13 protein-coding genes are annotated in these 12,474 nt (G+C 53.6%); 4 read left to right on the forward strand and 9 right to left on the reverse strand.

Annotated features, from left to right (window positions below; translation table 11 throughout):
* Positions 1-450 (reverse strand): transcriptional regulator NrdR, encoded by a 450-nt coding sequence (nrdR, locus tag HV477_RS14320; RefSeq protein WP_000543533.1) that lies wholly within the window; start codon positions 448-450, stop codon positions 1-3.
* Between the two features lie 151 nt (positions 451-601).
* Between nrdR and HV477_RS14325 the strand changes: the two genes are divergently transcribed.
* Positions 602-1,141, forward strand: coding sequence for a DUF3251 domain-containing protein (locus HV477_RS14325; protein WP_000198484.1), 540 nt, complete (start codon positions 602-604; stop codon positions 1,139-1,141).
* Between the two features lie 299 nt (positions 1,142-1,440).
* Positions 1,441-2,304, forward strand: a complete 864-nt coding sequence (locus HV477_RS14330; protein ID WP_000752021.1) for a nucleoside-specific channel-forming protein Tsx — start codon at positions 1,441-1,443, stop codon at positions 2,302-2,304.
* 83 nt (positions 2,305-2,387) lie between these two features.
* Here HV477_RS14330 and HV477_RS28905 read toward each other — a convergent pair whose 3' ends face one another.
* The 7 genes from HV477_RS28905 to queA form a co-directional block, all read right to left on the reverse strand.
* Positions 2,388-2,495: a type I toxin-antitoxin system toxin Ldr family protein gene (locus HV477_RS28905; RefSeq protein WP_000176312.1), complete on the reverse strand. Its 108-nt coding sequence runs from the start codon at positions 2,493-2,495 to the stop codon at positions 2,388-2,390.
* Between the two features lie 437 nt (positions 2,496-2,932).
* Positions 2,933-3,280 carry an HNH nuclease YajD gene (gene yajD / locus HV477_RS14340; protein WP_000974818.1) on the reverse strand — a complete coding sequence of 116 codons (348 nt, stop codon included), beginning with the start codon at positions 3,278-3,280 and terminating at the stop codon, positions 2,933-2,935.
* 93 nt (positions 3,281-3,373) lie between these two features.
* Complete coding sequence (secF, locus tag HV477_RS14345; protein ID WP_000046629.1) at positions 3,374-4,345, reverse strand: protein translocase subunit SecF; 972 nt, start codon at positions 4,343-4,345, stop codon at positions 3,374-3,376.
* A 10-nt stretch (positions 4,346-4,355) separates the two neighbouring features.
* Complete coding sequence (gene secD, locus HV477_RS14350) at positions 4,356-6,203, reverse strand: protein translocase subunit SecD (protein WP_000934811.1); 1,848 nt, start codon at positions 6,201-6,203, stop codon at positions 4,356-4,358.
* A 27-nt stretch (positions 6,204-6,230) separates the two neighbouring features.
* Positions 6,231-6,563: a preprotein translocase subunit YajC gene (yajC, locus tag HV477_RS14355; RefSeq protein WP_000007628.1), complete on the reverse strand. Its 333-nt coding sequence runs from the start codon at positions 6,561-6,563 to the stop codon at positions 6,231-6,233.
* A 22-nt stretch (positions 6,564-6,585) separates the two neighbouring features.
* Entirely contained in the window at positions 6,586-7,713 is a 1,128-nt protein-coding gene (gene tgt, locus HV477_RS14360; RefSeq protein ID WP_000667305.1) for a tRNA guanosine(34) transglycosylase Tgt, read from the reverse strand.
* Positions 7,714-7,909: 196 nt separating this feature from the next.
* The gene (queA, locus tag HV477_RS14365) at positions 7,910-8,974 is read right to left on the reverse strand and encodes a tRNA preQ1(34) S-adenosylmethionine ribosyltransferase-isomerase QueA (RefSeq protein WP_001266530.1); all 1,065 of its coding nucleotides are present in this window, start codon (positions 8,972-8,974) and stop codon (positions 7,910-7,912) included.
* Positions 8,975-9,067: 93 nt separating this feature from the next.
* Between queA and acpH the strand changes: the two genes are divergently transcribed.
* Positions 9,068-9,649, forward strand: a complete 582-nt coding sequence (gene acpH / locus HV477_RS14370; protein WP_001009858.1) for an ACP phosphodiesterase — start codon at positions 9,068-9,070, stop codon at positions 9,647-9,649.
* A gap of 209 nt (positions 9,650-9,858) precedes the next feature.
* Positions 9,859-10,461: a peroxiredoxin gene (locus tag HV477_RS14375; RefSeq protein WP_000244731.1), complete on the forward strand. Its 603-nt coding sequence runs from the start codon at positions 9,859-9,861 to the stop codon at positions 10,459-10,461.
* A gap of 71 nt (positions 10,462-10,532) precedes the next feature.
* On the opposite strand, the gene malZ is transcribed toward HV477_RS14375, so the two are convergent.
* Positions 10,533-12,350 (reverse strand): maltodextrin glucosidase, encoded by a 1,818-nt coding sequence (malZ, locus tag HV477_RS14380; protein WP_175065149.1) that lies wholly within the window; start codon positions 12,348-12,350, stop codon positions 10,533-10,535.
* Positions 12,351-12,474 lie beyond the last annotated feature (124 nt).

The following is a 12,474-nucleotide window of genomic DNA, read 5'->3' on the forward strand; positions in this document are numbered from 1 at the left end:
TTAGTCCTGTAGGCGAGCGATTTCTTCGCCAAAGTCTTTGATATCTTCGAAACTGCGATAGACGGAGGCAAAGCGAATATACGCGACTTTATCGAGTTTTTTCAGCTGCTCCATGACCAGGTTGCCAATCATCTTGCTGGGAACTTCACGCTCCCCAGTGGCACGTAATTGTGACTTAATATGGTTCAATGCCATTTCAACATCATCTGCGCTGACGGGTCTTTTTTCCAGCGCTCTCAACATGCCGCTACGCAGCTTATCCTCATTAAAGGGTTCGCGCACATCGTTGCTTTTTATCACGCGCGGCATGACCAGTTCAGCCACTTCAAAGGTCGTAAAGCGTTCATTACACACCAGGCACTGCCGACGGCGGCGCACGGACGAGCCCTCGCCTACAAGACGAGAGTCAATGACTTTGGTATCTACGGCGAAACAAAATGGGCAATGCATACGGCGTCCTGACCAGATGATTTAGGAAATGCTATTTTACCCTGAACTGGCGCGACAACAAAGGCGGAGCGCTTTTGAGATAAAGGATCGGTGCCTTTGTGCGTATAGCGCACTACCATTACGCTATCGAACCATGAAGGAAATGATCGACATGACAAGACGTTACCTAAGAATTCTCCTGGTGGGAAGTCTCTTGAGCCTGACCGCCTGCGCGCCGCAGAGCGAAGTTCGCCAGATGCATCAAAGCATTAGCACCCTGAATAAAGAGATGACCCAACTGAATCAGGAAACGGTAAAAATTACCCAACAAAATAAGCTGAATGCGGAGTCAACCCGCGGCGTCTATTTGTTGCCTGGCGCCAATACGCCTGCCCGGCTGGAGAGCCAGATCGGTACGCTACGTATGACATTGCTGGAAATTACGCCTGTCGCAGACGGCGCTCACGCAACGTTACACATTCAGGGCGAGTCCCGCGATCCGCTGCCGGCATTCAGCGCTACCGTAGAGTACGGGCAACTTCAGGGCACTACGGAGAACTATCAGGAGGTGAATGCACAGAGCCTTCTGGTAAATGCCCCTGCCAGCTTGCTGGCGCCCAGTGATGTCAATATTTCGTTACCGTTGAAGGGGATCACACCGGCGCAGTTAGGCTTCATTCGCATCCATGATATTCAGCCTGTTAATCAATAAACGTTCTGGCGGGGCGTTTTGTGCGCTCCGCAACATCCCCCGCGCGACTTTTGTTGCCCTACTGACATTTCCGTCATTTATGACATGGATTGGTAATATTCATGAAAGATAGTACTGTCGCCGCGTCTAAAATGCGCAAACGTGAACGCAATCGATTACGTAAATGATAGATATGTGAAACAAGACATATTTTTGTGAGCAATGATTTTTATAATAGGCTCCGCAGAAACACGAAATATTTAGAAACGCAAATTGCGTTCTTTTCACTCCCGTAAGGGATTTCAAACAGTGGCATACATATGAAAAAAACTTTACTCGCAGTCAGCGCAGCGCTGGCGCTCACCTCATCTTTTACTGCTAACGCAGCAGAAAATGATCAGCCGCAGTATTTGTCCGACTGGTGGCACCAGAGCGTAAACGTGGTAGGCAGCTACCATACCCGTTTCTCGCCGAAATTGAACAACGACGTCTATCTGGAATATGAAGCATTTGCCAAAAAAGACTGGTTTGATTTCTACGGCTATATCGATATTCCCAAAACCTTTGATTGGGGTAACGGCAACGATAAAGGTATCTGGTCCGACGGTTCTCCGCTGTTCATGGAAATCGAACCGCGTTTCTCAATTGATAAGCTGACCGGCGCAGACCTGAGCTTCGGCCCGTTTAAAGAGTGGTATTTCGCCAACAACTACATCTACGATATGGGCGATAACAAAGCCAGCCGCCAGAGCACGTGGTATATGGGTCTGGGGACCGATATCGACACCGGCCTGCCGATGGGCCTGTCGCTGAACGTGTATGCGAAATATCAGTGGCAAAACTACGGCGCGTCCAATGAAAACGAATGGGACGGCTACCGTTTCAAAGTGAAATACTTCGTCCCCATCACCGATCTGTGGGGCGGTAAACTGAGCTATATCGGCTTTACCAACTTTGACTGGGGATCTGATTTAGGCGACGATCCGAACCGTACCAGCAACTCCATCGCTTCCAGCCATATCCTGGCGCTGAACTACGATCACTGGCACTACTCGGTCGTTGCGCGTTACTTCCATAACGGCGGACAGTGGCAGAATGGCGCAAAACTGAACTGGGGCGACGGCGATTTCAGCGCGAAATCTACCGGCTGGGGCGGCTACCTGGTCGTGGGTTACAACTTCTAAACCTGCAAAAAAGGCCAGAGGTCGTCCTCTGGCCCGTTTCGGGCGCATGCTGCCATGCGGCGGCGAGTCGCGCCCACTTCACATTACTTCCGGCGATGCCACCAGCCTAAAAACAGACCTGTCGCAATCCCGACCAGCGTTGGTGCCGCCAGATCGTGCCAGATAGTAATGCTCAACTCTGTGAGCGTCATATTGCCGCCTTTGTTGCAATGGCAACGGTTCGCGGCTATCCTCAACTTGTCTAGGGTCAAGTTAGCCCCCGTAATGTTGCCGGTGAATACCGAACAATGTGCGGGGGTTTTCTCTTTCCAGCGACAAGGCCACCGGGGATCAAGCCCCCGCAACATTGCGCCTCACCGGGTTGCCCCGGCTTACCGCTGATTCTACTCTGCTCGCCAGTATCGGCAGGACTTAAAAACAAAAAAATCCCAACCTTGCGATCGGGATTCCAGTGACAATGTATGCGTTACAGGACGTTTGGGGCTGGCGACAAACTCCGGGGCTGAAAAAATGCCAGATTGCATCCGACCTACGAAAACCAATAATTCATTTATATTGCGGATTCCGTTGGGTGGAGCGAAGCGTAACCTAACATTCAACAGCACCAACAGCTTTGTCAGCAGTCTGCTTATTTCTTTTTGTTCATCATCGCTTTCAGATCGGCAAACGGGTTATAAGTCGCCTCGCCGACATCTTTTTGCGCATCTTCCCCGGCAATGACCGTCGAACCGTACTGATCGGCTTCGGTATATTTAGAATGCTCATGATCGTGGCAGTAGAGGCACAATAGCTCCCAGTTGCTGCCGTCTTCCGGGTTATTGGTGTGGTCATGATCGATATGATGCACCGTCAGCTCACGCAGATTTGAATACACAAACTCACGGGAACAACGTCCGCACACCCACGGAAACAGCTTCAGCGCTTTTTCACGATAGCCGCTTTCCAGGCGCGCATAGTTTTTGGGGATGATAGCCATGATAGTTCCTCATGCAATCGAGTTTATTCTGGATAATAAAAAGCCGCAGCACCCTGCGATGTTGCGGCTTTTTTCAGTCATGTTAACGCCAGCTTACGGCAGAATGGACGGCTGATCCGCCCCTTCTTTTTCGACTTTCTGCTGCAGCATATGCTCGCGCTTCATACCGAGTTTCAGCGCCAGCGCCGATGCGACATAGATAGAAGATGCCGTACCAATAGAGACACCGATCAGCATCGTCAGCGAGAAGCCTTCCAGTACCGGACCGCCGAAGAGGTACAGCATCAGAATTACCACTAACGTCGTACCGGAGGTAATCAACGTACGGTGTAGCGTCTGGGTCAGCGACACGTTAAAGATTTCGTAAGGCGTCCCGCGACGGATTTTGCGGAAGTTTTCACGAATACGGTCGGAGACCACGATACTGTCGTTCAGCGAGTAACCGATCACCGACATCAACGATGCCACAATGGTCAGGTCAATCTCGATATGGAAAAGCGACAGTATCCCCAGCGTAATGATCACGTCGTGCGCCAGCGCGATGACCACCCCTGCCGCCAGTCGCCACTCAAAGCGGAAACCGACATAAACGAGGATAGAGATCAACGCCACCAGCAGCGCCATAGCGCCGGTTTGCGCCAGATCGGCGCCCACGCTTGGCCCCACGAATTCAATACGCTTCACGGCCGCGTTCTGGTTGGTGGCTTCATTAATGATCGTCACCACTTTGCTACCCAGTACCTGACCGCCGGTTTCACCTTCGGTTGGCGGCATACGCACCATAATGTCGTGACTGCTGCCAAAGTTCTGCAACTGCGGCTCTTCATAGCCCGCTTTTTGCAGCGCTTCGCGCATCACGTCCATTTCAGCCGGTTTTTCCAGCGTGATTTCAATTACCGTACCACCGGTGAAATCCAGCCCCCAGTTAAACCCGCGTACACCCATAATGACAATGGCCGCGATCAGCAACAGCCCGGAGATGCCGAATGCCCAGAAGTCCCAGCGCATAAAGTCATAGACTTTACGGCCGTGGTTTAGTTGTTCAACAGTGTATTCCTGTGCCACATCGCACTCCTCAGATTGACAGCTTAGTGACGCGCTTGCCGCCATATAGCAGGTTTACGATAGCACGCGTACCGATAATCGCGGTAAACATCGACGTCGCCACACCGATACCGGTCGTAATCGCGAACCCTTTAATTGCCCCGGTACCGACAGCATACAGAATGATGACTTTAATCAGCGTCGTGATGTTCGCATCGAAGATGGAACTGAACGCGCCGGCATAGCCTTCGTTTATCGCCTGCTGTACCGTGCGGCCATTACTCAACTCTTCTTTGATACGTTCGTTAATCAGAACGTTGGCGTCGACCGCCACCGCAAGGGTTAACACGATACCCGCAATCCCCGGCATACTGAGCGTTGCCCCCGGCAACAGCGACATGATACCGACAATCAACACCAGGTTAGCCACTAACGCGCTGGTCGCAATCAGACCAAACTTCTTATAGAAGAAGATCATGAACAGGATGGAGACCACCAGACCGGCCAGACAGGCTTCCAGGCCCTGCTTGATGTTCTGCATACCCAGAGTCGGGCCAATGGTGCGCTCTTCAACGATCTGAATCGGCGCAATCAGGGCGCCCGCACGCAGCAGCAACGAGAGCTGACGCGCTTCGTTCGGGTTGCTGATACCGGTAATACGGAAGCTGTTACCCAGCCGAGACTGGATGTTGGCAATGTTAATCACCTCTTCCTGTTTCACCAGTACGGCGCGACCGTTAGCGTCTTTCTTACCGCTGTCTTTATACTCCACAAACAGGGTTGCCATCGGTTTGCCGATATTGTCCTTAGTGAAGTTAGACATGATATTGCCGCCTGCGCTATCCAGCGAGATGTTAACCTGCGGTTGGTTATATTCATCCTGGCTGGACGTCGAGTCGGTGATATGGTCGCCGGTGAGGATCACGCGTTTGTACAATACCACCGGCTGACCTTCGCGGGTCTGTTTCACTTCGGAATCGCCCGGTACGCGCCCGGCGGCAGCGGCGGCCTGGTCAACGTTGGTATTCACCAGACGGAATTCCAGCGTCGCGGTCGCGCCGAGAATTTCTTTCGCGCGAGCGGTATCCTGGATACCCGGCAGCTCAACCACAATACGGTCTGCGCCCTGGCGTTGTACGACAGGCTCCGCGACGCCCAGTTGGTTAACACGGTTACGCAGAATATTAATGTTCTGCTGAACGGCGTATTCGCGCGCTTCGCTCAGGCGCGCATCGGTCATTACCGCGCGAAGTTGATTACCGCTCTGGCTGGAAATCACCAGGTCACGATGACGCGGCGTCAGATAGGCGATCGCCTCATCACGCGCTTTGCTGTCACGGAACGTGATGCTCAGCCCATAATTATTTTCTTTACGAACGGTGGTATAAGGAATGCCTTTTTCACGCAGATCGCTGCGCAGGCTATCGATATTTTGTTCCTGGAGTTTACCTAACGCGGTATCCATATCCACTTCCATCAGGAAGTGAACGCCGCCGCGCAGATCAAGACCGAGCTTCATCGGATCGGCGTGAATAGCCGCCAACCAGCGCGGCGTAGCCGGCGCAAGGTTAAGCGCCACGACATATTTATCCCCCAGCACGCTCATCAGCGCTTCACGGGCGCGTAGCTGGGTATCGGTGGTGTCGAAGCGCGCAAGAATAGCGCCCTCTTCCAGTGCCACAGACTTAGCGGGAATTTTTTCTTCTTGTAACGTTTTCTGGACCTGGATCAGCGTTTGCTCACTGGCGGCGACGCCGCGCACGCCAGTGATTTGAACAGCCGGATCCTCACCATACAGGTTGGGAAGTGCGTAAAGCAGGCCGACGATAATCACGACGACCAGCATGATGTACTTCCACAAAGGATAACGGTTTAACACGGCAGTTCCCTTTGGGAAAACGAAATATTACAGCGCCTTCATGGTGCCTTTCGGCAGAACGGCAGCTACGAAGTCACGTTTGATAACCACTTCCGTGGTGTCATTCAGCGCGATGGCAATGTAGCCGGCTTCCGCTACTTTGGTCACTCGACCGACCAGACCGCCATTCGTCAGAACTTCATCACCTTTCGCAATGGAGTCCATCAGCTTTTTGTGCTCTTTGGTGCGCTTCTGCTGCGGGCGCAGGATCATGAAATAGAAAATCAGACCAAACACCACCAGCATTAAAATCAGAGACATCGGGCTGCCCTGCGCTGGAGCACCTGTTGCCGCTACCGCATCAGAAATAAAAAAGCTCATTCAAATTCCCTCATTATTAAAATTAATCAACGTTCAAAGGTGGAACGGGTCGCCCCTGACGTTGGTAAAACTCGGTTACGAAGCTCTCTAATTTACCCTCTTCAATAGCCTTGCGTAAACCCGCCATCAAACGCTGGTAGTAACGCAAGTTATGAATGGTATTGAGACGCGCACCTAATATTTCGTTGCAACGGTCGAGATGATGCAAGTAAGCGCGTGAATAATTGCGACAGGTGTAGCAATCGCACTCGGCGTCAAGCGGGCTGGTGTCGCTTTTATGCTTTGCATTACGAATCTTCACCACGCCGTCGGTCACAAACAGATGACCATTACGGGCATTTCGCGTTGGCATGACACAGTCAAACATATCAATACCGCGACGCACCCCTTCCACCAGATCTTCCGGTTTACCCACGCCCATCAGGTAACGCGGTTTGTCAGCCGGGATCTGCGGGCAAACGTGCTCCAGAATGCGGTGCATATCTGCTTTCGGCTCACCGACAGCCAAACCGCCGACAGCGTAGCCATCAAAGCCAATCTCTACCAGACCTTTCACCGAGATATCGCGTAAATCTTCGTAAACGCTGCCCTGAATGATGCCAAAAAGCGCATTCTTATTGCCAAGGCTATCAAAACGGTCGCGGCTACGCTTCGCCCAACGCAACGACATCTCCATCGAGCGTTTCGCATAGTCCCAGTCTGCCGGGTACGGCGTACATTCATCAAAGATCATCACGATATCGGAACCGAGATCGTACTGGATCTCCATCGACTTTTCCGGATCGAGGAAAATCGGATCGCCGTTGATCGGGTTACGGAAGTGCACGCCTTGCTCGGTAATCTTACGAATATCGCCGAGGCTGAAGACCTGGAAGCCGCCGGAATCGGTGAGAATCGGCCCTTTCCACTGCATAAAATCGTGCAGGTCACCATGCAGCTTCATGATTTCCTGACCCGGGCGCAGCCACAGGTGGAAAGTGTTGCCGAGAATAATCTGCGCGCCGGTCGCTTCCACTTCTTCCGGCGTCATGCCTTTCACGGTACCGTAAGTACCCACAGGCATAAAAGCAGGCGTTTCCACTACGCCACGATCAAACACCAGACGACCGCGACGCGCGCGACCATCGGTGGTATCTAACTCAAATTTCATTATCACTCCTGCGTCAGAAAAACAGTCCGACGTTTAACGATTCGCTACGGAATGATTCCATAGCTAATAAATTCCCGAAGGCGTCATCGGCGCAGCCAGTTTGGGGTCGACCAGCGCACAACCACCGGAGCGTACACGCAGTACGTGAGGATGGCGAGCACTGCCCGGCGTCAAAATGGCAAGTGAGATAGCCTTCTTACGGACGCTCAGAAATAGCCTGCGGATTGTACGTGATAAACATCGCGTCCCCGTAGCTAAAAAAGCGATATTTTTGTTCTACCGCAGTCTTATAGGCATTCATGGTGTGTTGATAACCGGCAAATGCGGAAACCAGCATAATCAACGTCGATTCCGGCAGATGGAAGTTGGTGATCAGCGCATCAATCACTTTGTATTGATAACCTGGATAAATAAATATTTGCGTATCGCCGAAGAACGGCTCTATCAAATCGCTTTTTGCCGCCTGCGCCGCGCTTTCCAGTGAGCGTACCGAGGTGGTGCCGACCGCAATCACCCGGTTGCCGCGCGCTTTCGCCGCCAGCACCGCGTCGACCACCTCTTGCGGCACCTCAGCATATTCGGAGTGCATGATGTGATCTTCAATGGTATCGACACGCACCGGCTGGAAAGTGCCCGCGCCGACGTGTAGCGTAACAAACGCCATTTCGACACCTTTCTCACGAAGCGCCGCCAGCAGCGGCTCGTCAAAGTGCAGCCCGGCGGTCGGCGCGGCGACGGCGCCCGGTTTTTCACTGTAGACCGTCTGGTACAGTTCGCGATCGGCGTCCTCGTCCGGACGGTCGATGTACGGCGGCAACGGCATATGGCCGATGGCGTTGAGAATATCCAGCACCGGACGCGGGTCATTAAACTCAACTTCAAACAGAGCGCCGTGACGCGCGGTCATGGTCGCGTGGATACTTTCGTCGTCGCCCAGTAGCAGTTCCGTGCCCGGTTTTGGCGCTTTAGAAGCGCGAATATGCGCCAGGATGCGTTTATCATCGAGCATACGTTCGACCAGCACTTCTATCTTGCCGCCGCTGGCTTTACGGCCAAAGAGCCGCGCCGGGATCACGCGGGTATTATTGAAGACCAGCAAATCGCCAGGGTTGAGCTTATCGAGCAGATCGGTGAAAGTACCGTGCGTCAGCGCGCCCGTCGGCCCCTCTAATGACAGCAAACGGCAGCGACTGCGTTCCGGCTGTGGGTAGTGGGCAATCAGGGATTCGGGTAGTTCAAAGGAAAAATCGGTAACGCGCATGACTCTGACTCAGACTAAAATAAGAGGCGGGTAGTCTAGTGCCGGGGCGTTCCCGCTGCAACCGTTACCCGCTTTTTGGACAGAGAATCAATAATGAATTTTCTTGCTCACCTGCATCTGGCGCACCTTGCCGACAGCTCGCTTTCCGGTAATCTTCTGGCCGATTTTGTCCGCGGTAACCCGGCAACGCATTATCCTCCTGACGTGGTAGAGGGTATTTATATGCATCGGCGTATTGACGTCATGACCGACAACCTGCCGGAAGTTCGTGAGGCGCGAGAGTGGTTCCGCCATGAAACGCGGCGCGTGGCGCCCATTACGCTGGACGTCATGTGGGATCATTTTTTATCGCGTCACTGGACGCAAATCTCTCCTGATTTTCCACTTCAGGCGTTTGTCGGCTACGCCCATGCGCAGGTCGCGACGATTCTGCCCGACTCCCCGCCGCGCTTTGTCAACCTGAATGATTATCTTTGGTCAGAAAAATGGTTAGAGCGGTATCGCGATATGGATTTCATTCAAAACGTGCTGAATGGCATGGCGAATCGCCGTCCCCGGCTGGATGCCTTGCGTGATTCCTGGTACGATCTGGACGCGCACTACGACGCGTTAGAAGAGCGCTTCTGGCATTTTTATCCGCGTATGATGGCACAGGCCGCCCGCAAAGCGCTGTGACGGCCTGATAGCGAGGGCGTGCGTCAGATCCGCCGTTGGCAGAAAGATCGTTCGCTGTCATAAAAGGGTCATCATTACGATTTATAATGACCCGATCGATAGGCAAAAGCTGTCTCATTGATTGTCAAGACCGCATTGTTTTGTCGCTTCGCCCTCCCTATACTGCCCGCGTTGCGTTCTAAAACCCTTAATATTGCAGGAGAATTATTATGGTACTGGTTACTCGTCAGGCCCCGGATTTCACCGCTGCGGCGGTACTGGGTAGCGGTGAGATTGTTGATAAATTCAACTTCAAACAACACACCAATGGTAAAACGACCGTTCTGTTCTTCTGGCCGATGGACTTCACTTTTGTTTGCCCGTCTGAGCTGATCGCCTTTGATAAACGTTATGAAGAATTCCAGAAGCGCGGCGTTGAAGTGGTCGGCGTTTCTTTCGACTCTGAGTTCGTTCACAACGCATGGCGTAACACCCCTGTCGATAAAGGCGGCATTGGCCCGGTGAAATACGCAATGGTCGCCGACGTGAAGCGTGAAATTCAGAAAGCTTACGGTATCGAACACCCGGACGAAGGCGTTGCGCTGCGCGGCTCTTTCCTGATTGACGCTAACGGTATTGTTCGCCACCAGGTCGTAAACGATCTGCCGCTGGGTCGTAATATCGACGAAATGCTGCGTATGGTCGACGCGCTGCAGTTCCACGAAGAGCACGGTGATGTCTGCCCGGCGCAGTGGGAAAAAGGCAAAGAAGGCATGAACGCCTCTCCGGACGGCGTGGCTAAATACCTGGCTGAGAACATTTCCAGCCTGTAAGTCAGTGCATTGATAAAAGGCTCGCGAATGCGAGCCTTTTTTATGCGTAAGGTGTTACGAACCACCTCGCCTCAACGATTCATCCATACCGTCGCGGAAATCGCGGGTAAACTAAGTCTTCCCTCGCGGATATCACCGCTTCCCGTTTTACATTGCCATCCGGCCACGTTCAGCAACGGCAACGCTTCCAGCGCCACTTCACAGGCCTCGCCCCGGTTAATCGCCACCAGCGCCCGCTGCTGCTGATAAACTCGCACGAATACCACTACGTCACCTTCGGCATACAGCGCCTGGCATCCGCCACGACGCAGCGCCAGACTGCTCTGGCGCAGTTTCGCCATACGCTGGTACAGCGCCAGCAAGTTGCCGTCCTGCTTGCGTTCATCCCACGGGAACGGTTTGCGGCACATGGGGTCATTTGCGCCGTCCACGCCGACTTCATCGCCGTAATAAATACATGGCACGCCGGGCCAGGTAAACAGCCAGACCACCGCCAGCGGCAGGCGCGCCGCGTCTTTACCCAGCAGAGTTTTAAAGCGCGCAGTATCATGGCTGTCGAGTTGATTAAACATGCGCAGTTGTTGCTGATGTGACAGCCCGGCGCGGTAGTTATCCATCCACGCGATACAGGTCCGGGCATCAATATGCTGTGGTTCGTAAGCGATATCAGTATTGGCGAGAAATCCCCATAGCGGGAAGGTGAAGCCGCGATAATTCATGGCGGCATCTTCCGCATCGGCCTGTAGCCACTGCCGCGCATCGCCGAAATGTTCCCCCACAATATAGGCTTCAGGCTGCGCCTCTTTTGCCGCCCGGGTAATGCCGGCGACGTGCTGCAAATTGTGGCGCGCCCCGCCCGCCTCGCCCAGCATATGTACGACATCCAGCCGCCAGCCGTCCATATTCCACGGTGCCTTTAGCCAGTGACGAACGATACTGTCCTCACCGCGATAGATCTCATCCACCAGCGTTTCTGATTGATAATCGAGTTTCGGCAGGCTCGGATAACCCAGCCAGTCCAGCGCCACGCCTTGTGGTGAAAAGGAGTACCAGTCGCGCCACGGCGAGTCCGGGTGATGGCACGCGCCGCCAGTGCTGCGGTTATGCCTGTCAAACCACACATGCGAGTCGCCGCTATGATTAAACACGCCATCCAGCACCAGCCTCATGCCCTGCGCCTGGGTTTCACGCCGCAGGCGTAGCAGCGCCCGATCGCCGCCAAATTGCGGATCGACATGGCGATAATCTTCCGTGTCGTACTTATGGACGCTCGGCGCGGTAAATACCGGATTCAGATATAGCGCTGTGACGCCCAGTTTTTTCAGATACGGCAGCTTCTCACAAATGCCATTCAGACAGCCGCCGTAAAAGGTGGAACCGCCCGCCTGGGGGGTGAGCGGTTCATCCCACTCTTTACGCACGATGTCGTGACCGGCAGCATGGTGGTAATACACCTTATCCTGCCCGGCTTCACGAGACTGGCTGCGGGCAAAACGATCCGGGAAGATCTGATAAAAAATTTGATCGGCGACCCACTGCGGTCCGCTGTCTGGAACATCAACGGCAAATTGTTCCAGCCGCGCCGGTGGGAAGCGGTTAAAACCCTGCGGCGTGAACCAAAGCTGGCGGTCATGCCAAAGCAATTTAAAGCTGTAACGGCGACGGGGTTGCCCTAACGCGATATTGAGCGTCGCTCGCCACGCCGTCACGCCCGGCTGCGGCTGGCGGCGCTGTTTGCGCATCGCCAGTGAGATTTCTTCATTATCGAATTCTGAGCGCAACGTCACGCGAGACGGCGGATTTTCTCCGCTCAGCCACAGCGTAATGGTTAATTTATCGTTATGTTGCTTCACAAATGGGGCAACCGGTAAGTGCCAGGCATTCAACATCTCGTATCCCCTCTACTGAAAATGGGGCCACCTTGCCATAGAGATTTAAAGGATAACTCATCATCCAGGGGTTTATTAGGGGAGGAGACTCCAGGAGGAGAAACGGCTCCGCTTATCCGGCCTA

It is taken from the genome of Salmonella sp. SG203 (genome assembly GCF_013350575.1).
Taxonomy (GTDB): Bacteria; Pseudomonadota; Gammaproteobacteria; order Enterobacterales; family Enterobacteriaceae; genus Salmonella; species Salmonella enterica.

Excerpts from the sequence above, each read along its gene's own strand:
- tgt (WP_000667305.1), bottom strand. The coding sequence starts at position 7,713 with ATGAAATTTGAGTTAGATACCACCGATGGTCGCGCGCGTCGCGGTCGT.
- HV477_RS14330 (WP_000752021.1), top strand. The coding sequence starts at position 1,441 with ATGAAAAAAACTTTACTCGCAGTCAGCGCAGCGCTGGCGCTCACCTCA.
- queA (WP_001266530.1), bottom strand. The coding sequence starts at position 8,974 with ATGCGCGTTACCGATTTTTCCTTTGAACTACCCGAATCCCTGATTGCC.
- HV477_RS28905 (WP_000176312.1), bottom strand. The coding sequence starts at position 2,495 with ATGACGCTCACAGAGTTGAGCATTACTATCTGGCACGATCTGGCGGCA.
- yajC (WP_000007628.1), bottom strand. The coding sequence starts at position 6,563 with ATGAGCTTTTTTATTTCTGATGCGGTAGCGGCAACAGGTGCTCCAGCG.
- nrdR (WP_000543533.1), bottom strand. The coding sequence starts at position 450 with ATGCATTGCCCATTTTGTTTCGCCGTAGATACCAAAGTCATTGACTCT.
- HV477_RS14325 (WP_000198484.1), top strand. The coding sequence starts at position 602 with ATGACAAGACGTTACCTAAGAATTCTCCTGGTGGGAAGTCTCTTGAGC.
- malZ (WP_175065149.1), bottom strand. The coding sequence starts at position 12,350 with ATGTTGAATGCCTGGCACTTACCGGTTGCCCCATTTGTGAAGCAACAT.
- acpH (WP_001009858.1), top strand. The coding sequence starts at position 9,068 with ATGAATTTTCTTGCTCACCTGCATCTGGCGCACCTTGCCGACAGCTCG.
- yajD (WP_000974818.1), bottom strand. The coding sequence starts at position 3,280 with ATGGCTATCATCCCCAAAAACTATGCGCGCCTGGAAAGCGGCTATCGT.
- HV477_RS14375 (WP_000244731.1), top strand. The coding sequence starts at position 9,859 with ATGGTACTGGTTACTCGTCAGGCCCCGGATTTCACCGCTGCGGCGGTA.